Here is a 20,883-nt window from a genome sequence, read left to right on the forward strand (position 1 = left end):
TAGGCTCGATCAAACAAGGTAATACTATGCGATGGAGGACATAATCGATTTGCCAGTGTAAGTTCACCCTGATCCATGCTACCTATTTGGGCATCAATGATTTCATGGGTGCTGGTATTTACCAGGCAGGTTGCTCTCACTTGTGGATAAGGGGCTGCAGCGGTTTTACCCTTAGATGAGCCAAAGTGTTCAAAATTCTCGTCTGTATAAGGCATAGACCAAACCACCCCGTCAACAGCACATACACTAAGGCCATGAAAGTTTGAGTATTGCTGTTGGGATTCTTCAAACCAGGCTTGGCTGAGTAGAGAAAACAAGGTATTCAAGGGCTCTCGTCCTAAACGTTGTCGTGCTTGCACTGCTGCACTGGGGACACAATATTCTGTTGTACCAAACACAAGTTTTAGTTGCTCTACGACATACCCGATCGGTTGATCTCGAAATAGGGCAAGCCCAATTACCAGCCATACCACATGTTCGGCAGGTAATTTTCTTCTCCTGATAGAAGCCTTACCTGTTTGATGTAGGCTTTCTTTAATCCAGTTTAAATCAATGAGTTCACTGAAATGGCTGAGTGAAGGCAAAGAATGTTGAAGGGTGCAATCTAAATTTTCAGATAAAGTCATAAAAAAAATGAGCGTATTGGCATACACTCATTTTTACTACATTTTTCTAATGTCTGCTTAACTGACTGGCATTACTCTTCGGAGGGTTTTTTGTTTACATAAAAATCACAACAGCAATAAAACTCTTACCAATTCCTTACCAAGAACCTCATTTTTTTCCAAACAAGATTGTTAGTCTAATGATACGGTAATTTACAATCTAAGTCTTTCATTATTAACTGAAATTTTTAAGTGAAAAGGAATATAAAATGGCAGGCTCACTTGCTCGAGATTCAGACAATCTGGTTCAATTTCAACCAAAAGAAAATATAAAGTTGCAACGGCTTCATCAAATTTCTGAAGAGCTTGAACAGCAATCACATCTGTTCGTCGTTATCTTGGGAACCGTTATTGGCGCGATCTTGGCGCTTTTCATTGGTTACCATATCAATACCAGCATCATGCATTTTATCCTGCTAAGTATTTTGCCGATCTGCTTGGCCTATTTCTTACGTAAAGTTTATATTTATACCCTGACGCATAGCTAATTCTGCCTGATCATTTATATTCCAAGACTTTACCGCACAAAAAATACTGCTTAGGATACAGGCAGTATTTTTTATTTTGCCAATCATATGAATCTGACCGAATGGATTATTTCCGTTATGGAGCAACTGGGCTACTGGGGCATTGCTCTGCTCATGTTCCTGGATAATGTCTTCCCGCCAATCCCTTCCGAAATTATTATGCCTTCCGCGGGCTATTCAGCCTCTCAGGGCGAGTTAATACTCGTCGGGGTAATCATGTCCGGCTGTATCGGCTCCCTGCTGGCAGCCGCCTTGCTGTACTGGATTGGCTATAAATTTAACCATGATTCTATTTTTAAATTTGTCGATCGTTATGGCAAATATTTATTTATTAAATCAGAAGATGTAAAAAAATCATTGAGTTGGTTTGAGCATTATGGTCACCGGATTGTGTTCTTTGGCCGCATGATTCCTGCGGTTCGCTCGCTGATCAGCATTCCTGCTGGCATGAGTCATATGCCCTTCTGGAAATTTATGTTTTATAGCGCACTTGGAACCATCATCTGGACCACATTTTTGGCGTGTGTCGGATTTTATTTTGGCGAAAACCAGCATTTGATGCAGCAAATTTTCAGTAAAGTCAGTTATGTGATTATTGCCATTGTTGTGGTAATTATTATCTGGATTTTCTACCGTAGACAGCAGCGTAAAAATCGTCCATCCTGAGGAAGATCCCTTAAGGAGATTAAAACGATGTCGCATTATCTTAAATATTTTGCCACCGTTTATCTGACCTTGGTTCTATTGGTAGGCATATTCATCTATGTATTCAATCTGGGCGCCATTCTGCTGATTCCTGCCCTGATTGCTTCTGCCTTTCTCAGTGCCCGATACTTTGTTAAGAAAGAACTTCGTTTGCCGACTCAGCAAGAGAAAAGCAAACTGGTCTGGGGCTCTACTATCATTGCTATGACATTCGGGTTTATCTTTTTAGTAGTGGTCATCTGGATGAACCTGCAGACAGATGAGATTTATAGAACCATCACCTATACAGGAAGAGGAACAAATTCATTCCTGGTGGCTGCAAGTATTGCCTTACATGCCTTACTGTTCCATATCGCCTACAATGCTTATGCACGCTATAGTCTGGCCAAGCGTACAGGCTTGGAAAGAAAATAGGATCGAGCAGCTCTCAAAGATGCAAAAAGGCCAAAGCTAAAAAAAGCACCCTGCGGTGCTTTTTTTATGAATTATTCTGGAGTGTGATACATCAGATACAATTCATTTAAGTTTTCTGGAATTTCTTCTGCAAGTTCATCCATTAACTGGCCATTGCGACGGAAAGTTTCCATTTGTGGATCTTCATCATCAATGCCGCTGAAGACCATGATTGGCAGGGTTAAATCCACCAGTTGTTCTTCAAATTCTTCAGTAAACCAAGCGTCTTCGTTTAGGAACATGGCGTCTACAAAGCCCACACTCCAGTCACCCAAGCTTGATTCAGTATCTGCTTCTTCAATTTCAAACGGGAACGTAATCCCTTCTTCATTGGCTAAGCTTTGACGAATAGACTCTAACCATGCTTGCACCTGAGTGATGATTTCTGCAGGCACTTTCTTTTGATTACTATCAAAAAGTTCGTCTAACCATTTGTCGAATTTTGGGCCTACTGCAATAGCACATAAGAAACCATGGGTTGCCGCGAAATCTAGACCATGTTCATTTTGGTCACCATCTAGATATTCACTCAACAGGTCTAAATCTAAAGCACTCATCTAACATCCAAACTTAGAAAACCGAAAGGTTTAGCATAGCATTTATTCAGACTATGCTAAATCCGAATTCGTTAATCTTCGTCATCAAAATCGTCGTCATCGTCGAAGTCATAGTCAAAATCTTTGAGTTCGCGCTCTAAACGACGTTGGGTCAGTAGATCATCGATCAGACGACGTTTTTCCAACGACTCTTTAGCACTGAGCTTGCTAGAAGCCTCATCGAAATTAACATCATCTTCACCGAAGTTATCATCTAGTTCAAAATCTGTAGAAGACACTAAAACTTCCTCATGAGTGAAAAATGTAAAAGGATTTAAGCGCTATTTATCGTGCCTAAAAAAACAAGTCAAGTTTTATTTGGATTTTCGTATTTTTAATTTGTAATTAGGGGTTTTTTCTGTCTCAATTGTGTGCCATGATATAATCCACCCTGCGTCCTTATGTTTTTTGATTCTCCTTTTTTGAGTCATAAACAGACACGCATGGGATGAACTTGAAAACAACAAATTCACCCCCATCTTAAATTACTGAATTTCATTTTAAATATTTTATCAGACAGCTTTCATGCTGAATTCTCTGATGAAATATATAGGCTATTCACTAAATTTAACGAGCTTAAATCGTGCAGCATTGTACGGTTTTTTACTGCCACAGATTCAACGAAGAGTAAGCAAAAGATGAGCGATATGACTTCCCCTACTTCTCAAGTAGCGGCTCTGATTAGCCGAGGCAAAGAACAAGGTTATTTAACCTTCGCTGAGGTTAACGATCATCTGCCGGACTCCATCACAGAAAGCGAGCAGATTGAAGACATCATTCAGATGCTGAATGACGTTGGTATTCCGGTACATGATCGCGCGCCTGAATCTGATGATACGATGTTCGAAGATACTGCAGAAGCGGCGGATGAAGTTGCAGAAGAAGAAGCTGCAGCCGTACTTGCCTCGGTAGAAAACGAGCCAGGTCGTACCACTGACCCTGTACGTATGTATATGCGTGAGATGGGTACAGTAGAACTTCTGACTCGTGAAGGCGAAATCAGCATCGCAAAACGCATCGAAGAAGGTATTCGTGATGTTTTGCACTCGATTGCTTACTGGCCGAATGCGGTAGAGGTGGTACTGCAAGAATACAAAGATTATGAAGCGGGTGAACGCCGTCTTGCTGACCTTTTATCAGGTTATTTAGATCCTGAATCAGATGAAGAAATTCCTGAAGTTCTAGAAGAAGAAGCGGTTCTTGCTGAAGATGAGACTGACTCGAAAAAATCGACCAAAGATGTAAAACTGGACGATGATGAAGAGGAAGAAGAAGCAGATTCTGATGATGAATCAGAAGCAGATTCTGGTCCAGATCCTGAAATTGCTAAAGCGCGTTTTACTGAACTGGAAAATGCGTGGCTGAATACCAAAGCAACTATTGAAAAACATGGTCGTGACAGCAAACAGGCTGAAGAAGCTTTGCAGGCACTTGCAACTGTATTCATGATGTTCAAATTTACCCCGCGTCTATTTGATATCATTTCTGAAATGATTCGTGGTACCCATGATCAAATTCGTGGTGCAGAACGTGAAGTGATGCGTTATGCAGTACGTCGTGGCCGTATGGATCGCACCCAGTTCCGTACCAGCTTCCCGGGCCAAGAATCGAATCCAGCCTGGTTAGATGAGCAGATCGCAAAAACACCTGCAGACCAGAAAGCTTATCTGGAAAAAGTACGTCCAGACGTATTGGCCTTCCAGCAAAAAATTGCCGATATCGAGAAAGAGCTTGGCCTTGATGTAAAAGGCATTAAAGACATTGCCAAACGTATGGCCGTCGGTGAAGCCAAAGCACGTCGTGCCAAGAAAGAAATGGTTGAAGCGAACTTGCGTCTGGTAATTTCGATTGCGAAGAAATATACCAACCGTGGCTTGCAATTCCTGGATCTGATTCAGGAAGGTAACATCGGTCTGATGAAAGCCGTAGACAAGTTTGAATACCGTCGTGGTTATAAATTCTCGACTTATGCCACTTGGTGGATTCGTCAGGCAATCACACGTTCGATTGCGGATCAGGCACGTACCATTCGTATTCCGGTACACATGATTGAAACGATCAACAAGATCAACCGTGTATCTCGTCAGCTTCTACAGGAAATGGGGCGTGAACCGACGCCTGAAGAACTGGGCGAACGTCTGGAAATGGACGAAGTTAAAGTACGTAAAGTACTGAAAATCGCCAAAGAACCAATTTCGATGGAAACACCGATCGGTGATGATGAAGATTCACATCTGGGTGACTTCATTGAAGACAGCAACATCACTTCACCAATTGATGCGGCAACGTCTGAAGGCCTGAAAGAAGCGACACGTGAAGTTCTGGAAAACCTGACTGAACGTGAAGCCAAAGTCCTAAAAATGCGTTTTGGTATCGATATGCCGACCGACCATACTTTGGAAGAGGTGGGCAAACAGTTTGACGTAACACGTGAACGTATTCGTCAGATTGAAGCGAAAGCGCTGCGTAAACTTCGCCATCCATCGCGTTCAGAACACTTACGTTCATTCCTTGAGAATGATTAAGATTTGATGCTTATTCTGGAGACTTGAAATTTGATCATCAGTCTCCATTTAAGTAGCCAAGACAAACCCAAACGCCTGCATGATTGCAGGCGTTTCAAATCAGGGGGACTACCATGTTAGACCGTACACCATCTCGTGAACTTCAAGAACATCTTTGGGTTTTCCCTATGGATTATCCGATTAAACTGATTGGCCTTGCGGGCGATGAATTGCGTCATGCTGTCATTGATATTTTTCTAAAACATTTTCCAGATTTTGAAGGTGATAGCGTCAGTATTACGCCATCACGTACTGGAAAATACCATTCCATTACCGCACAACTGCGCTTTTTGGAACTGGAACAGGTTCATGCAGTATATGCAGATTTGGCCGCTTGCCCGCTAATTAAAACAGCACTGTAATCGAAAATACAAAAGACACGCTTCCGGGCGTGTTTTTTTTATGCCTATACAGCGCTAAGATACCCATGAAATATTGCTGATCTCACCCCTATTTCATGCCGAAATCATTATAATTATGACCAGTTTTTTATAATTACCAAGGACACTTCCTGTGACTGATGTGCTGCAAAAGCCCGAGCTGATCATTCGTCAATATCACGACCTCACACCTTATGAAGATCGTTTTCTGGAAATGAAAACATTTACGGAAACCCGTGATGAACATAGCCCGGATCAATTGTGGATTTTGCAACATCAGGATGTACTGACTCAAGGTCAGGCAGGCAAACCGGAACATATTTTAATACCAAGCAATATTCCGGTGATTCAGACCGATCGTGGTGGTCAGGTGACTTGGCATGGTCCCGGTCAATTGGTGGCTTACTTCATGTTTGACTTGAATCGTCTGGGCTGGAATGTGCGCACGCTGGTGTCTTATGCTGAAAACCTGATGATCGAATTGCTAAAAAAATATGGCATTAATGCCTATGCCAAACCGGATGCCCCCGGGGTTTACGTTGCTGAACGCAAAATTGGCTCACTTGGTTTTAAAATTCGCAAAGGCCGTAGCTATCATGGTTTGTCCCTAAATCTGGATTGTGACCTAAGCGGATTCAATACCATTAACCCTTGTGGCTATGCAGGACTGGAAATGGTACGCATGAGTGATTTGCTCGAACAACCGCCTCAATTCAGCCAGTTGTGCACTGAAATTATTGAAACTTTGCGTCACAGCGGGTACTTTAAGCAAGTAACTGTCGAGCAAAGATAAAGCCTTTGCATTTCAGCCCCAAATAAATTAGAGTATTTACTCTAAACCAATAATATTGAGATAGGGATCATCACGTGATTGCGACTAAATCCGTAAAACCCGCTTTGCAGCTTGCCTATGTCAAACTCATGATGGATGTGATTGGCCGAGGTCTGGTCATGGCAAGTCAGGTGGATGAAGAAATCAAACAGGAAGTGGCCCATTTTCCAGAAAATTTTACTCTTTCCATGAAAGTCTTTCCGCATGGCCCGGCCTTTGTGGCGCGGGTCACTGAGGATAAACAACTGGAACTGGTTAAAAATCTGGAAAAAGCACCTGATTTGATCATTACCTTTAAACATCTGCACCATGCCTTTTTGGTGTTTTCTTTTCAGGAAAGCACCTCACAGGCTTTTGCCCATGACCGTATGATTGCTGATGGCGATATTTCCAATGCCATTCGTCTGGTACGCTGCCTGAATAAAATGGAAGCACTAATTTTGCCAAAAATGGTGGCACAACTGGCAGTGAAAGAATATCCAAGCAATCTGAGCCTAAAAGAAAAACTAAGCGAAGCGAGCAGTATTTATCTGAAAATCGCTCAATCCTATTTGAAACGGAGTGTATAACATGGCTAAACCTTATTATGAATTTTTCTGTCCGGTCAAAGTGATTGCCGGTCATGCCGCGTTAGAACATATTCCGTTTGAACTTGCGACTTTGGGGGCCAAACGTCCGCTCATCATTACTGACAAAGGCGTCCGTGCCAACAATTTGCTGGCACCGATTGAAGCTGCATTTGAAATGGCGGATGCTGCAATTGTAGCGATTTTTGATGACGTCCCACCCGACTCTAGCTTGGGTACAGTACGCAGTGCAGCAAAACTGTATCGCGAAAATCATTGTGATGCGATCATTGCTGTGGGCGGTGGTTCAGTCATTGATACCTCTAAGGCAACCAATATTCTGGTATCGGAAGGCGGTGATGACCTGCTGAAATATTCGGGTGCACATAACTTGCCTAAACCGCTGAAACCGTTCTTTGTGATTCCAACCACATCTGGTACAGGTTCAGAAGTGACCATGGTCGCTGTCGTGTCGGACACTGAAAAGAACGTCAAAATGCCGTTCGCCTCTTATTATCTGATGCCGCATGCTGCGATTCTGGATCCCCGCATGACCCAGACCTTGCCGCCACATTTAACCGCCATGACCGCAATGGATGCTATGACCCATGCGGTCGAAGCTTATACCTGCATGGCAGCCAATCCGATTTCGGATGCTTATGCCACCGCCGCAGTCAAAAAGATCAGTACCCACCTATTTAATGTGCTGGATAACCCTTCCGATGCACAAGGCCGTCTGGAGCTGGCACAGGCATCGACCATGGCGGGAATTGCATTTTCCAACTCGATGGTTGGCATTGTGCATTCACTGGGGCACTCATTGGGTGCAGTGGTACACCTGCCGCATGGTTTATGCATGAACTTATTCCTGCCTTATGTGCTGGAATACAACAAAGAGGTCAATGGCGATAAAATCGCAGATCTGCTCCTGCCTTTGGCGGGTGCCGATATTTATGCACAAACGCCGGCGCATCTACGTGCTGACAAAACTATTGCAACGATTCTAACCATGCGTGACCGGATTTACAGTCTCACCAAATTACCACGCACATTACGTGAAACCGGTAAGATTTCTGAAGCCCAGCTCGATGAAGTGGCAGAGAAAGCCCTGAATGATGGTTCCATCATTTATAACCCGAAAGAAGCCACCCTAGAAGATTTAAAATCTATCTTAAAAAAGGCTTGGTAATTACTGAAAAATAAGCCAATATAGCCGAAATTCTAGCCTGATGTTTTTTTAAGCATCAGGCTTTTATCTTGCATAAGAAAAAATTCGATTTCTATTTTTGAATGGCACATTTTATGCAGGACAAAAGTCAAAAAAATAGCTAGCAAAAGCCGTTCTTTTCAAGTAGATTGGCGGACTTTTATAGAAAACTGTAGGGGGGATCGTTCGTCTCAAACGATCCTTATAAATATGACTGATCCTTGATCAACGATTAAGAGGATAACGCCGTTGACTAATATCTCTGGGACTCAATCGGCAGCTAAACTGCAAAAAACGCTGGGACTCTGGCACATCATTATTATTGGTTTAGCTTATATTCAACCCATGACCTTGTTTGATACATTTGGTCTGGTATCTGAAGAAAGTAACTTCCACGTTCCTACCTCTTACATTTTTGCACTGATTGCAATTTTGTTAACCTCCTTGAGTTATGGTCATATGATTCGTCGCTACCCTTCTTCGGGTTCGGCCTATACCTATGCGCAAAAATCCATCCACCCAAACGTAGGTTTCATGGTGGGTTGGTCATCCTTACTGGATTACCTGTTATCGCCAATGGTCAATATCATTCTGGCGGTGATTTATCTGGAAGCACTTTTCCCAGATATGAACCATTGGGTTTGGGTCATTGGTTTAACCGCCTTTATGACTGCGATCAACCTTCGCGGTGCGAGATTTGTTGCCAATTTCAACAGTATGATTGTATTCGTACAATTGGGCGTCATTGCATACTTCACCTGGATGGTTTACCAACTTTTGGAAGGTGGCGTAAATGCAGATGGCACACTGGTCGATGCAAAGTATCAACTGTGGAGTTTAGAGCCATTCTGGAATGAGTTTACTTCTGTTGCTGCCCTGATTACCGGTGCAACCTTACTGTGCTTCTCATTCACAGGTTTTGACTCTTTGAGTTCTCTGGCTGAAGAAACCAAAGATACTGAGAAAACCTTACCTAAAGCGATTTTCTTGACTGCATTATTGGCAGGTATCATCTTCATCATCAGTACTTACTTTATGCAGATCTTCTTCCCGAATGATCCAAAAACTTACTTTGAAGATATCGCTGCAACACAGCCGGATATTTTACAAGCTGTAGGTGGCGTGGCGTTTAAGACAGTCGTACTTTACTTCGCAATTGTGACAGTCATGGCTTCTGGTATTTCAGCACATGCGGGTGTATCACGTCTGATGTACGTGATGGGTCGTGATGGCGTAATCAACAAGAAGATCTTCGGTCATATTAGCCCGAAAAACTATACACCTTCATACAACATCTTAATCGCTGGTGCAGTGGCTTTAACTGCTGGCTTTATGGATCTTGATTTTGTGGTGTCGTTGATCAGCTTTGGTGCCTTAACTGCATTCAGTTTCGTTAACTTGTCGGTGATTTCACGTTATGCATTACGTGATGGTCGTACCAAGAGTGCTAAAGAGATCATGAACTTTGTCGTGGTTCCTTTACTTGGCTTCATTTCAGTCTTTGCTCTGTGGCTAGAAGTCGATGAAGCTTCGCTTAAATATGGTCTGATCTGGGCATTTGGCGGTATCTTGTACTTAGGTTATAAAACCAAAGGCTTCAAGCACCCTGCTCCTCAGCACAATGAATTTGACGATAAATAATATCGTTTTTCTTCAAATAAAAAAGGCGCTTCATGCGCCTTTTTTATGTCTGTCATGTTTTGATTTTACTAATGCAGATAGCAATCAAAACCCATCTGGGTATTGACCCGATTATTTTCATAACCCAGTTTCTCAATAAACAGACTGCGATTAGACAATAACTTTTGCTCTTCCGGACCTAAACGGGCTTTATTCTTGACGGCCAGTTGATACATTTCATCCACGACATCTTGAAAAATATCACAGACTTCCTCACGCTTGGCAGGCTTTAATTTACGCCCCCGCCAAGTCCATTGAAAATCATCTGAATTCAGGCTCTGCCCCCATTTTTCAATACGCGTATCTAAGCGTTTCTGCATGTTTAGCAAACCCTGCTGTATTTCTGCCTGAGTAATGGGCTGAACTTCCTTTGTTGCCGATGTGGCGGCACTGCCCTCTTCCGCACTCACGGAAGCCGCAATAGATCCAAGGCAACATGCGATGATAAGTTTTAATAGAGGCTTCAAGGCTGCACCTTTTGTTATATTTGATGAAGTTATAAACTCAAGCATACAATGAAGTGAAAAGCAGTTTATCTATTTGTTACACAAAATAAAAAAGCCACCCAAAGGTAGCTTTTAGAATTACTACAAATATCAGCTTAAAGCGTTTTAAAACCCTGCTGACGCCAAGCTTCATACACAATCACTGCTGTGGCATTCGATAGGTTCAAACTTCGGGAGTTCTCTGCCATCGGTAAACGAATCCAGTGCTTTTGCGGAAACATTAGACGAACATGTTCAGGCAGACCACGAGTTTCCGGCCCCATTAACAAGGCCACAGGACGGTTTAAATCCGAAGTATGCGGTGTTTCAGAACCTTTGGTGGTCAATGGATAGATTGCATCCAGACCAATGCCTTTACTTGCCAGATCAGCCAGACAGTCTTCGATATTTTCCCAAATCTGCATATTGGCATATTCGTGATAATCCAGACCGGCACGTTTCAGTTTTTTGTCATCCAGTTCAAAACCCAGCGGCTTGACCAGATGCAACTGTGCTCCGGTATTGGCACACAGACGAATGATATTGCCTGTATTTGCAGGAATTTCAGGCTCATATAAAACAACGTGGATCACAGCTTACTCACTTAATATATTTAATTCAGACACGACATTCGTCTTGCGCTTAGGCAAAGCAGTGCTTTGCTTATCCTCGCTCATGCCATTGTAATTGTTCACGTAAGCGTACAACTTCACCAATAATGGTCAAAGTCGGGGCTTGAATCTGATGTTCGGACACTTTGGATGCAATATCAGCAAGCGTTCCTACTACAACTTTCTGTTCAGGCGTCGTACCTTTAGAAACCAAGGCCACTGGCATGTCGGCTCGTTGACCATGAGCGATTAATTCTGCACAGATTTTCTCCAGTCCCACCAACCCCATATAGAGCACTAAGGTCTGGTTTTCATAGACCAACTCACTCCAAGGCAATTCGGGTGAACCTTCTTTTAAGTGACCTGTCAGAAAACGTACACTTTGCGCATAATCACGATGGGTTAATGGAATACCGGCATAGGCTGAACAGCCTGAAGCTGCGGTAATCCCTGGAACCACTTGAAAAGTGATACCTGCCGCAAAAAGTTCTTCAATCTCTTCACCGCCACGCCCGAAGATAAATGGATCACCGCCTTTCAGACGACAAACCCGCTTTCCTTCACTGGCATATTTCACCAACAAGGCATTAATCCCATCTTGCGGAACTGCATGATTGGAACGTGCCTTACCGACATAGATCTTTTCCGCATCGCGGCGGCACAGCTCCATAATTGGCGCTGAAACCAGTCGGTCGTAAATGACCACGTCGGCTTGCTGCATTAAACGCAAGGCTTTTAAGGTCAACAATTCTGGATCACCCGGACCCGCACCGACCAAGTAGACTTCACCTTTCGGCTGTTGCCATTCCTGTAAGGCCTGCTCAATCAGGCGATCTGCTTCCGCGATATTGTCGTTGAACACCTGTTCTTTTAGCGAACTGGCATATAAATCTTCCCAGAAAATACGGCGTTCATCCGGATTGACAATTTTAGCCTTAACCGCACTGCGCCATTTTCCTGAAAATTCAGCCAGCTTGCCCATTCCATGCGGAATAGTCGTTTCCAGTTGGGTACGGATCTGACGCGATAATACCGGCGACGTGCCATTCGATGCCACCGAAATCACCAAAGGCGAACGGTCAATAATCGCAGGAACCATAAACCGGCAATGCGGTGGATCATCAACGCTATTGACCAAGACATTTTCCGCTTCACACAGTTCAAAGACCTGACGATTGGTCTCGGCATCATCAGTCGCCGCAATCACTAGTCGATATGGATGTAACGCAACTTCAGGATGAAAAGCCGCCTGCACATATTGTCCTTGGCTATTTTGCACAATTCGCAGCAGACTTTCTTCAATTTCAGGCGCAATCACATGAATGACTGCACCTGCTTTTTGAAGTAAAAGTGCTTTACGGTATGCAATATGTCCACCACCGACAATCAGACAAGGTTGCTGTTGCAACTTTAACGAGATTGGAAAAATATCCACGAACTACCTCAAAATTTTAAATCTGTCTATGCAATTTTCATGCACATTTAGGGATGCAGAGATCGACAATTAGTCGATATAAGTCGCACCACCCATATATGGACGTAATACTTCAGGAATCTCAATCGAGCCATCAGCGCGTTGATAGTTTTCCATCACTGCAAGTAAAGTACGACCCACGGCCAGACCTGAACCATTCAAGGTATGTACAAATTCAGTTTTCTTCTGATCAGCCCGGTAACGCGCTTTCATACGACGCGCCTGGAAATCACCCATGTTTGAACAAGATGAAATTTCACGGTAAGTATTTTGGCTTGGTACCCAAACTTCCAAGTCATAAGTCTTGGTCGCACCAAAACCCATGTCACCACCACAAAGTAAAATTTTACGATATGGAAGTCCGAGTGCTTGCAAAATGCCTTCAGCATGGCCAGTCAATTCTTCAAGCACTTGCATCGAAGTTTCAGGTTTTACAATCTGAACCATTTCGACTTTGTCGAATTGGTGCTGACGGATCAAACCGCGGGTATCACGACCATAAGAACCTGCTTCACTACGGAAACATGGCGTGTGCGCTGCATATTTCAGTGGCAGACGGTCTGCATCAATAATTTCATCACGTACGAAATTCGTCACTGGCACTTCAGCAGTTGGAATCAGATAAAACTCTTTTTCGCCCTGCAGCTTAAACAGATCTTCTTCAAATTTAGGCAGCTGACCAGTCCCACGCAATGAATCTGCATTGACCAGATAAGGCACATAGGCTTCGGTATAACCATTTTGATCAGTATGCGTATTTAGCATGAACTGGGTAATGGCACGTTGTAAACGCGCCAATGGACCTTTCAATACACTGAAGCGTGAACCAGTTAATTTGGTCGCGGTTTCAAATTCAAGACCGCCCATCATTTCGCCCAGATCCGTATGGTCTTTGATTTCGAAATCAAATTCACGTGGTGTACCCCATTTCAGGATTTCCACGTTATCGCTTTCGTCTTTACCTTCAGGCACAGCTTCATCTGGCAAGTTTGGAATAGATAATAATTTTTCTTCAAGCTCAGCTTGCAGTTCAGCCAGTGCTGCTTCAGCCGCTTTGATTTCATCACCAATCGCAGACATGCGAGTCATGATTTCAGATGCGTCGCCACCTGCTTTTTTAATTTGACCGACTTGTTTGGCACCGGCATTACGTTCAGCTTGCAGTGTTTCTGTCTTGGACTGAATCTCTTTACGGCGTGCTTCTAGGGATGCCCACTCTTCAACATTGAGTTGAACACCACGTTTTGCCAAGGCTACATTTACAGCCTCAATATTATTTCTGAGTAATTTCGGGTCGATCATAATCAATCTTTGCAGAAGAAAAAAACTGGCTATAGTGTAAGCTCTTAGCATTAAAAAATACAGTGACCAAGACCACGGCTGCGTCCTATTAGCACAATATTTAGGAAGCTGTCTGCTGCAAAATGGCTAAATATTCAGGGCGAATCACTTCATTTAAATCCGCATATGACACTTTTAATTCAGGCATTCCTGCTGCTGCCGGAGCTAGTTCGCCTGCCGGATACACCATCACCAGACCTGTTGTATCAAAATAATAGTTATCACTCAATTTTAACTGCTGTTGTTGAATACCCTGCGTATTCAGCCATTGAGTATTGGTTCGATACATCGCATTCAGCAGTTTCTGCTCACCGCCATTTAATAAAAGTTGAGACAAAGCCAAACGTTTGTTCTGTTTTAGATCAAAATTGATATATTCCACATGTTTCAGAGAAGCATTTTTATTCCTTGCCAGATTGGAACTTTTTAAAGCAAAAGTCGCCAGATGGGCACGCTGACCGACAAATTCCGCTTTGATAAAGCGCTGATCCAGATAATGCGGTTCATCGGCTTTTTTAGGATTTTTCTGGGTAACTTTGGTGAATGCAACAGGTTCGGTATGCTGAATGCGCTCAATAAAATATTGATTAATCCAGTCAATATTGCTGTCCACCGTTTGTAGATCAAAGCGTACACAACCTTCTATTTCACATACCACTTTGGCTGCCCCTTTCACAGGAACGGTCTTGCCTTCAATCTGCACAACCCGATCTGTTTGCGCCAGCGTTGCCACTGAGCTAGATTGAGGCTGACAACCCAACATACCTACAGTGAGTAATAAAACAGCGTAAATTTCAGCAGTTTTAAATAGATTAATCTTCATCCTGAGCTCCCAAAATTTTGCAATTTCATTGACTCGACTTTTATTTATTCTAAGACGCTCTCCTGTCTAGATATAGCTGAACCTTGTAGCCTGTCCAAAACAATCCTGATGATCGGCAATAAAAAAGCAACCTCGAAAGGTTGCTTTTTTTATCTGGTTCATATTGATGCTTATTGATCAATGATGTCCGTACCTTTTGGTGGGGTAAAGTTAAAGGTAGAGGCTGGAATACTGCTATTTACTTTTACATTGCTAAATTTGATATTGGTGGTTTGTCCCAATGAATCCTGCAAGATCATCAAGCTTGGTGCTTTGTTTGCGCCAAAGCTAATGGTTAGGCTTTCAAACACACCATCGGTATTTTTAGGATACAGCGTGTAATAGGTTTTGCCTTTATTTGGCTGAATCACCCGGTAAGACTGCATAATCTGACTGGTGTTCCCTGACAGCAATAACGCCGGCGTATTGGCAACTTGCTCATCTAAGCTTTGACGAACGGCTTGCTGCAAGTCCGGATCATAAATCCATACGGTTTTACCCGTTGTTGCAATGACTTGCTTCGACGGTGCGGTCGTTTCCCAATAGAATTTACCCGGACGCGCGACTTTCATCACCCCTTTAAAGGTTTGGTTCATATGTTGTGCAGTCAAACCTTTTTTCTGGGTTGCTCTCGGATTGGTTACCTTGGTGCTTTGCTCGAAATTTGCAGTCATGCTACGCACATGATTGAGCTGTTTGACCAGACTGGCTGTTGCCTGTTGCTCCGAAGCTGCCACAGGTGCAGCAAACACGGTTGTACTCATCACCGGTGCTAAAGTCACTGCACCCAGAGCCATAGCACAGACGGTTTTACGAAGCATATTCATAATTTCACCTTTATATTTAGCGTGATCGCAATTTATTTGATAGCTCATCTTAAACGAAAATTAAAAGCTAAAATGATAGAAAATAAGAACTTTTGTATTGTTATTAATTCGAAATCGGTTTTTTTGTTCATCATCATGAAGATTTCAGGACAATTTTTACATGATTGAATGTCGATTAATCTAAACATTAATTTTCAAGCATAAAAAAACCCACAGTAACCGTGGGCTTTTTTCTATCTTAGCGGATTACGCGTCAACAGATACGTAGCGACGGCCAAATTGACCTTTCACTTCGAATTTTACTACGCCATCAGCAGTAGCAAATAATGTATGGTCACGACCCATACCAACGTTTTGACCAGCGTGGAATTCAGTACCACGTTGACGAACGATGATGTTACCTGCAGTTACAGTTTGACCACCGTAAACTTTAACACCTAACATCTTAGGATTCGAATCACGACCGTTCTTAGTCGAACCACCGGCTTTTTTAGTTGCCATGTCTATTTACTCCTCGTAATTAGCCTGAAATAGCTGTAATTTTCAACTCAGTGAACCATTGACGGTGACCTTGTTGTTTACGGTAGTGTTTACGACGACGCATTTTGATGATGCGGATTTTGTCGTGACGACCATGGCTAACTACTTCAGCAGTTACAGTAGCACCAGCAACAACTGGAGCACCGATTTGAATGCTTTCACCGTTAACAAGCATCAATACGTCATCAAACGTAATAGTCGCGCCAGTTTCAGCTTTCAATAATTCTACTTTAAGGGTTTCACCCTCAACTACACGGTGCTGTTTACCACCGCTTTGGATTACTGCGTACATAATGTACTCCAAACAAGCCCGTGTCGTCGTGCCGATAAAGGAATATATCGAACTTAAGACGTACGCCACTGGGGGATATCTAAGGGCGAGGATTTTAAGGGATATTCAAAAAAACAACAAGCCATTTTACTGAAATAATAATGAGCAGGATGCGCTAATTATTTAACTATTAAATAATTTCTATCAAATCAAATACTCAAGATATATTCAGCAACAAAATAATACAGCAGAAATCCGGCCAGTTTGATTAATATACTCAGCCTGACGAATAGGGCGACGCCCCTGACCTTTCCTGATTTTTATGGCTCGAAATATGGATCGAATCTACATAAGATCTATAAAAAGCTGATTTTTAGTGGAGTTTATGCATTTCTTAGGTTTCACTCATGTTATAAATTGTTAAACTACGCCCAGCGATTTACCAGACTAGAGGTTTTCTTTCACATGACCATCGACTTTAAGCAAGATATTCTCGCTCCTGTTGCTAACGACTTTGCTGCGATGGACACATTCATTAATGAAGGAATTACCTCAAAAGTTGCATTAGTGATGGCCGTCAGCAAACATGTGGTAGAAGCGGGTGGCAAACGTATGCGCCCGATTATGTGCCTTTTGGCCGCCAAGGCGTGTGGTGCTGAAAATTTAGAACCGCACCGCAAACTGGCTGCAATCATTGAGATGCTGCATACCGCAACACTGGTGCATGATGATGTAGTAGATGAATCCGGTCTGCGTCGCGGCCGCCCGACGGCCAATGCGACCTGGAATAACCAGACTGCGGTTTTGGTGGGTGACTTTCTGATTTCACGTGCTTTTGATTTGCTGGTCGATCTGAACAACATGGTGTTGCTCAAAGATTTTTCGACCGGTACCTGTGAAATTGCTGAAGGTGAAGTGCTGCAACTGCAATCCCAGCATCAGCCGGAAACCACTGAAGCGACTTATTTGAATATTATTCATGGCAAAACCTCGCGCCTGTTTGAACTGGCCACCGAAGGTGCTGCTATTTTGTCGGATAAAGATGAATTCCGTCAGCCTTTAAAAACCTTTGCCGGACATTTCGGCAATGCTTTCCAGATTATTGATGACATTTTAGATTACACCTCCGATGCGGACACGCTCGGCAAAAATATTGGTGATGATCTCATGGAAGGTAAACCGACCCTGCCATTGATTGCGGCACTGAAAAACACCACCGGTGAGCAACATGAAATCATCCGTCGCAGTATTGCGACTGGCGGTACGGAACATCTGGAACAGGTCATTCAAATTGTCAATGAATCTGGTGCGCTGGATTATTGCCGTCAACGTGCTACAGAAGAAACTGAAATTGCAATTGATGCCTTACAGGCATTACCTGACTCCGAATATCGTCAGGCCCTGATTAATCTGGCCAAACTGGCCCTACACCGAATTCAGTAACTTTTAAACTCGCCTATGCATATTAATTTTCTAGATCTTTTTCAAAACATGCAACACCAGCTTGAACAACCTCGGGCGGTGCTGGATGAAAATCTTCTGATTGAACTGGTTGAAAGAATCAGACCTGAAGACAGCAGAAATACCGAAGAGATCAAAGCGAAATTCAATGCATTTATCCGGGCTTTATTACTCACCCCGAATGCGGTTGCCACGCTTCAAACCTTTACCCTGCGGATCATTAACCGCTATAAACAGACCGGTCTGTTTTCCGATACCGGCATTTTGTCTCTAGATGGATTCTGGAACCAGCTAAACCAGCGCCTTGGTGCACATGTCTTGCCGCTGATTCCCGACCATCAGCAACTCCAGGAATTATTCCGCAAGGTTTTTTATCAGCGTACCGATAAATACTGGCTGGATTATTTTGATGAAGATGACTGGCAACGTTTATTTTCAGTCCTGAATCAGGGACATTCCAATCAGCCTGAAAAAACCCGAATTAAAGACCAACTGATCAAGGCATTGACCATTTTGTCTTACCGGATCAGTGGTATTGGTCTGCACCCTGAATTTATTAATGCCCAGCCTGAACTGATGGAATATGAATCTCCTTTTCTGGTACAGAATCGTGAGATTAACGAGTTTATTCAGGAATATAAAAAACGTTACAACACAGTCACCCTAGTCGATTCGATTACCCCACCGGATGCCTCACAAGCACTGGTGATGCTGGAACAATGTCATGATGTCGTGGCCAAGATTCGCCGTTCTACCAAGCGGACTGGCGTCAGTGTCAGCCTGACCTATATGCTGGCACTGCTAGAACAGTGTCTGGAACGGGTTGAGATTCTGCTGAATATGGTCATGGATGACGATGATCTGCGTTATCAATCCATTGGCCTATTTATGGCGGACATTACTGAAGCAATTTATAGCGAACGCAGTGTGCGGGCCCTGCTGGCCACCAATAGTGAACTTTTGGCTTTACAGGTCACTGAAAATGCCAGCAAGACCGGTGAGCATTATGTGAGTACCGACAAGCAAGGCTTTCTGGCCATGTATAAATCGGCTGCAGGTGCTGGTGCCATCATCGCGACAATGGCCACCTTAAAAGTTCTGATGACACGCCTCACCATGGCTCCGTTAATGCAGGCTTTTAGCTACAGCATGAACTATTCGCTAGGCTTTATGCTGATTCATGTCCTGCATTTTACCGTAGCGACCAAACAACCGGCGATGACTGCTGCCGCACTGGCGGCTACTGTACAGCAGCGTAAAGGCTCGAAAATGGCTCAAATTGCCGAGCTGGCCGCGCTGATTGTAAATATCATCCGCACCCAGTTTGTCGCCATTTTGGGCAATATTTCGATTGCAATTCCCGTAGCAGCATTGATTACCCTGCTGTGGGATTTTGCGCTGCATGAACCTTTAATGAATCATGCCAAGGCTGCCAAAACCCTGCATGACCTGAATCCTTTTACTTCGTTGGCAATTCCGCATGCAGCGATTGCCGGGGTATGTCTGTTCCTGTCCGGATTATTGGCCGGTTATTTTGACAATATGGCCGTTTATCGCAAAGTCGGTCCGCGCCTGAAAGCCCATGTGCGGTTATCGCAGCTGATGGGGCAAGAGCGTCTTTACCGTTTTGCTGACTATATCGAACGTAATTTGGGTGCACTGGCGGGTAATTTTATTTTTGGGATCATGCTCGGCAGTATGGGCACCATTGGTTTTATTCTCGGTCTGCCACTGGATATTCGCCATATCGCCTTTGCCTCTGCCAACTTTATTCAGGGTCTAATTACGATCAATGGTCCCGATATCGGCTTGATCGTAGTGTCTTTTCTGGGTGTGTTACTCATTGGCCTGACCAACTTGTTTGTCAGTTTCACTCTGACGATTATTGTAGCCTTACGCGCACGCCGGGTGCGTTTTGAACAGTGGAAACCTTTGGCAAAACTGGTCATGACGCACTTCCTGACTCGACCTAGTGATTTCTTCTGGCCACCCAAGCAAAGCATTGAAATTGACGAAAATCATACATCGACAAAAACCCAAAACTGAGATAATTACAGTATATTTAGCAACAAATTCCTTACGAAAAAAATGTAATTCGCATAAAATACGCACACTTGAAAAAAAGTGTACTGACAAGTACACTTTGGTTCAGACAATTGGCCGATCTGCGAACGGTTAAAAGGACAAGGATTTTTGGCATGCATTACTTGTTACTTTTTGTCGGTATTTTATTTTTAATTTTCAGTGTGTTCATCCTGAATATTCCCGCTTTAAACGAGCTCGACTTGCAAGCTGTGGAATGGATGAGTCTGTATCGCACCGAGTTTTGGAATCAAATTACTCAGTCCTTATCCCTAATAGGTGGCATGCCATTTGTATTATTTTTATCCACACTATGGTGTATTGCATTGCTGTGGTATAAAAAGTATACAAACGCAATTTTTATATGTATCGGAATTATCGGAGGAATTCTCCTAGCTTGGCTGTTGAAATTTACGATTGCCCGACCCCGACCACCAGAATCCTTGCATCTGGTTGAAAGCTTTGGAAGTTCCTTTCCAAGTGCCCATAGTCTCTATGCGGCCTGTCTGGCGTGTCTGGCAATTTACATCCATCGGCAACATTCCCGTTATACCCTCACTGTGATTGGTGCAGTGGTATGGATGTTGATGATGGGGATCTCAAGAGTTTATCTGGGTGTACATTTTCCTTCAGATGTCATATCCGGCTGGAGTATCAGTTTTATTTGGATTTCGTTGTGGTATATGGTCTGGATCAGATATTGCGCGGCTCACAAATAAGAAAATTTAGATATAAATCTAATTAGAGGTGGAAT

At 43.3% G+C, this 20,883-nt stretch carries 23 protein-coding genes; 12 read left to right on the forward strand and 11 right to left on the reverse strand.

Features of this window, described 5'->3' with window-relative positions:
• The coding region (locus AC1P5O_RS10055) for a transposase domain-containing protein (RefSeq protein WP_499005985.1) at nucleotides 1–584 on the reverse strand (584 nt) is incomplete at its 3' end.
• Between the two features lie 290 nt (nucleotides 585–874).
• Between AC1P5O_RS10055 and AC1P5O_RS10060 the strand changes: the two genes are divergently transcribed.
• The 3 genes from AC1P5O_RS10060 to AC1P5O_RS10070 all read left to right on the forward strand — a co-directional run bounded on the left by AC1P5O_RS10060 (nucleotide 875) and on the right by AC1P5O_RS10070 (nucleotide 2,311).
• Entirely contained in the window at nucleotides 875–1,153 is a 279-nt protein-coding gene (locus tag AC1P5O_RS10060; protein WP_004280617.1) for a hypothetical protein, read from the forward strand.
• 87 nt (nucleotides 1,154–1,240) lie between these two features.
• Nucleotides 1,241–1,858: a DedA family protein gene (locus AC1P5O_RS10065; protein ID WP_004731893.1), complete on the forward strand. Its 618-nt coding sequence runs from the start codon at nucleotides 1,241–1,243 to the stop codon at nucleotides 1,856–1,858.
• Between the two features lie 27 nt (nucleotides 1,859–1,885).
• Nucleotides 1,886–2,311: an ABZJ_00895 family protein gene (locus AC1P5O_RS10070; RefSeq protein ID WP_138742941.1), complete on the forward strand. Its 426-nt coding sequence runs from the start codon at nucleotides 1,886–1,888 to the stop codon at nucleotides 2,309–2,311.
• Nucleotides 2,312–2,382: 71 nt separating this feature from the next.
• Here the strand turns inward: AC1P5O_RS10070 and AC1P5O_RS10075 are convergent, their stop codons facing one another.
• Both AC1P5O_RS10075 and AC1P5O_RS10080 read right to left on the reverse strand, forming a co-directional pair.
• Complete coding sequence (locus AC1P5O_RS10075) at nucleotides 2,383–2,907, reverse strand: YecA/YgfB family protein (protein WP_004280621.1); 525 nt, start codon at nucleotides 2,905–2,907, stop codon at nucleotides 2,383–2,385.
• Between the two features lie 71 nt (nucleotides 2,908–2,978).
• The gene (locus tag AC1P5O_RS10080; protein WP_004280622.1) at nucleotides 2,979–3,185 is read right to left on the reverse strand and encodes a PA3496 family putative envelope integrity protein; all 207 of its coding nucleotides are present in this window, start codon (nucleotides 3,183–3,185) and stop codon (nucleotides 2,979–2,981) included.
• A 351-nt stretch (nucleotides 3,186–3,536) separates the two neighbouring features.
• Here AC1P5O_RS10080 and rpoD point away from each other — a divergent pair, with 351 nt between their 5' ends.
• The 6 genes from rpoD (at nucleotide 3,537) to AC1P5O_RS10110 (ending at nucleotide 10,136) form a co-directional block, all read left to right on the forward strand.
• Nucleotides 3,537–5,471, forward strand: a complete 1,935-nt coding sequence (rpoD, locus tag AC1P5O_RS10085; RefSeq protein ID WP_224215688.1) for an RNA polymerase sigma factor RpoD — start codon at nucleotides 3,537–3,539, stop codon at nucleotides 5,469–5,471.
• 113 nt (nucleotides 5,472–5,584) lie between these two features.
• Complete coding sequence (locus AC1P5O_RS10090) at nucleotides 5,585–5,872, forward strand: YbeD family protein (RefSeq protein WP_004280625.1); 288 nt, start codon at nucleotides 5,585–5,587, stop codon at nucleotides 5,870–5,872.
• A 181-nt stretch (nucleotides 5,873–6,053) separates the two neighbouring features.
• Nucleotides 6,054–6,683 (forward strand): lipoyl(octanoyl) transferase LipB, encoded by a 630-nt coding sequence (lipB, locus tag AC1P5O_RS10095; protein ID WP_499005986.1) that lies wholly within the window; start codon nucleotides 6,054–6,056, stop codon nucleotides 6,681–6,683.
• 74 nt (nucleotides 6,684–6,757) lie between these two features.
• Nucleotides 6,758–7,291: a hypothetical protein gene (locus AC1P5O_RS10100; RefSeq protein WP_004645797.1), complete on the forward strand. Its 534-nt coding sequence runs from the start codon at nucleotides 6,758–6,760 to the stop codon at nucleotides 7,289–7,291.
• Nucleotide 7,292: 1 nt separating this feature from the next.
• Entirely contained in the window at nucleotides 7,293–8,477 is a 1,185-nt protein-coding gene (locus AC1P5O_RS10105; RefSeq protein WP_004280629.1) for an iron-containing alcohol dehydrogenase, read from the forward strand.
• A gap of 267 nt (nucleotides 8,478–8,744) precedes the next feature.
• Nucleotides 8,745–10,136 (forward strand): APC family permease, encoded by a 1,392-nt coding sequence (locus AC1P5O_RS10110; protein ID WP_004280630.1) that lies wholly within the window; start codon nucleotides 8,745–8,747, stop codon nucleotides 10,134–10,136.
• A gap of 68 nt (nucleotides 10,137–10,204) precedes the next feature.
• Here the strand turns inward: AC1P5O_RS10110 and AC1P5O_RS10115 are convergent, their stop codons facing one another.
• The 8 genes from AC1P5O_RS10115 to rplU all read right to left on the reverse strand — a co-directional run bounded on the left by AC1P5O_RS10115 (nucleotide 10,205) and on the right by rplU (nucleotide 16,607).
• Nucleotides 10,205–10,585 carry a hypothetical protein gene (locus AC1P5O_RS10115; protein ID WP_016806750.1) on the reverse strand — a complete coding sequence of 127 codons (381 nt, stop codon included), beginning with the start codon at nucleotides 10,583–10,585 and terminating at the stop codon, nucleotides 10,205–10,207.
• A gap of 191 nt (nucleotides 10,586–10,776) precedes the next feature.
• On the reverse strand, nucleotides 10,777–11,253 hold the full coding sequence (locus AC1P5O_RS10120; protein ID WP_004280633.1) for a tRNA (cytidine(34)-2'-O)-methyltransferase: 477 nt from the start codon (nucleotides 11,251–11,253) through the stop codon (nucleotides 10,777–10,779).
• A 70-nt stretch (nucleotides 11,254–11,323) separates the two neighbouring features.
• A complete protein-coding gene (gene cysG / locus AC1P5O_RS10125; protein WP_004280635.1) occupies nucleotides 11,324–12,706 on the reverse strand; it encodes a siroheme synthase CysG in 1,383 nt (460 codons plus the stop codon).
• 69 nt (nucleotides 12,707–12,775) lie between these two features.
• Nucleotides 12,776–14,047: a serine--tRNA ligase gene (gene serS / locus AC1P5O_RS10130; protein WP_004645799.1), complete on the reverse strand. Its 1,272-nt coding sequence runs from the start codon at nucleotides 14,045–14,047 to the stop codon at nucleotides 12,776–12,778.
• A gap of 100 nt (nucleotides 14,048–14,147) precedes the next feature.
• Complete coding sequence (locus tag AC1P5O_RS10135) at nucleotides 14,148–14,909, reverse strand: RsiV family protein (protein WP_004280637.1); 762 nt, start codon at nucleotides 14,907–14,909, stop codon at nucleotides 14,148–14,150.
• A 170-nt stretch (nucleotides 14,910–15,079) separates the two neighbouring features.
• Nucleotides 15,080–15,775: an outer membrane lipoprotein periplasmic chaperone LolA gene (gene lolA / locus AC1P5O_RS10140; RefSeq protein WP_138742942.1), complete on the reverse strand. Its 696-nt coding sequence runs from the start codon at nucleotides 15,773–15,775 to the stop codon at nucleotides 15,080–15,082.
• A gap of 246 nt (nucleotides 15,776–16,021) precedes the next feature.
• A complete protein-coding gene (gene rpmA / locus AC1P5O_RS10145) occupies nucleotides 16,022–16,276 on the reverse strand; it encodes a 50S ribosomal protein L27 (protein ID WP_004280639.1) in 255 nt (84 codons plus the stop codon).
• A gap of 19 nt (nucleotides 16,277–16,295) precedes the next feature.
• Nucleotides 16,296–16,607 carry a 50S ribosomal protein L21 gene (gene rplU / locus AC1P5O_RS10150; RefSeq protein WP_004280640.1) on the reverse strand — a complete coding sequence of 104 codons (312 nt, stop codon included), beginning with the start codon at nucleotides 16,605–16,607 and terminating at the stop codon, nucleotides 16,296–16,298.
• Between the two features lie 444 nt (nucleotides 16,608–17,051).
• Between rplU and sdsA the strand changes: the two genes are divergently transcribed.
• From sdsA to AC1P5O_RS10165, 3 genes are all read left to right on the forward strand, one after another.
• Nucleotides 17,052–18,029, forward strand: a complete 978-nt coding sequence (sdsA, locus tag AC1P5O_RS10155; RefSeq protein WP_004280641.1) for an All-trans-nonaprenyl-diphosphate synthase — start codon at nucleotides 17,052–17,054, stop codon at nucleotides 18,027–18,029.
• A gap of 48 nt (nucleotides 18,030–18,077) precedes the next feature.
• Complete coding sequence (locus AC1P5O_RS10160; RefSeq protein ID WP_016806752.1) at nucleotides 18,078–20,093, forward strand: transporter-like protein; 2,016 nt, start codon at nucleotides 18,078–18,080, stop codon at nucleotides 20,091–20,093.
• Nucleotides 20,094–20,245: 152 nt separating this feature from the next.
• Nucleotides 20,246–20,848: a phosphatase PAP2 family protein gene (locus tag AC1P5O_RS10165; RefSeq protein WP_138743438.1), complete on the forward strand. Its 603-nt coding sequence runs from the start codon at nucleotides 20,246–20,248 to the stop codon at nucleotides 20,846–20,848.
• The last annotated feature ends 35 nt before the right edge of the window (nucleotides 20,849–20,883 follow it).

This window comes from Prolinoborus fasciculus (assembly GCF_056724605.1).

Excerpts from the sequence above, each read along its gene's own strand:
- AC1P5O_RS10060 (WP_004280617.1), top strand. The coding sequence starts at position 875 with ATGGCAGGCTCACTTGCTCGAGATTCAGACAATCTGGTTCAATTTCAA.
- AC1P5O_RS10065 (WP_004731893.1), top strand. The coding sequence starts at position 1,241 with ATGAATCTGACCGAATGGATTATTTCCGTTATGGAGCAACTGGGCTAC.
- AC1P5O_RS10070 (WP_138742941.1), top strand. The coding sequence starts at position 1,886 with ATGTCGCATTATCTTAAATATTTTGCCACCGTTTATCTGACCTTGGTT.
- AC1P5O_RS10075 (WP_004280621.1), bottom strand. The coding sequence starts at position 2,907 with ATGAGTGCTTTAGATTTAGACCTGTTGAGTGAATATCTAGATGGTGAC.
- AC1P5O_RS10090 (WP_004280625.1), top strand. The coding sequence starts at position 5,585 with ATGTTAGACCGTACACCATCTCGTGAACTTCAAGAACATCTTTGGGTT.
- AC1P5O_RS10105 (WP_004280629.1), top strand. The coding sequence starts at position 7,293 with ATGGCTAAACCTTATTATGAATTTTTCTGTCCGGTCAAAGTGATTGCC.
- serS (WP_004645799.1), bottom strand. The coding sequence starts at position 14,047 with ATGATCGACCCGAAATTACTCAGAAATAATATTGAGGCTGTAAATGTA.
- AC1P5O_RS10135 (WP_004280637.1), bottom strand. The coding sequence starts at position 14,909 with ATGAAGATTAATCTATTTAAAACTGCTGAAATTTACGCTGTTTTATTA.
- lolA (WP_138742942.1), bottom strand. The coding sequence starts at position 15,775 with ATGAATATGCTTCGTAAAACCGTCTGTGCTATGGCTCTGGGTGCAGTG.
- rpmA (WP_004280639.1), bottom strand. The coding sequence starts at position 16,276 with ATGGCAACTAAAAAAGCCGGTGGTTCGACTAAGAACGGTCGTGATTCG.
- rplU (WP_004280640.1), bottom strand. The coding sequence starts at position 16,607 with ATGTACGCAGTAATCCAAAGCGGTGGTAAACAGCACCGTGTAGTTGAG.
- sdsA (WP_004280641.1), top strand. The coding sequence starts at position 17,052 with ATGACCATCGACTTTAAGCAAGATATTCTCGCTCCTGTTGCTAACGAC.
- AC1P5O_RS10160 (WP_016806752.1), top strand. The coding sequence starts at position 18,078 with ATGCAACACCAGCTTGAACAACCTCGGGCGGTGCTGGATGAAAATCTT.
- AC1P5O_RS10165 (WP_138743438.1), top strand. The coding sequence starts at position 20,246 with ATGCATTACTTGTTACTTTTTGTCGGTATTTTATTTTTAATTTTCAGT.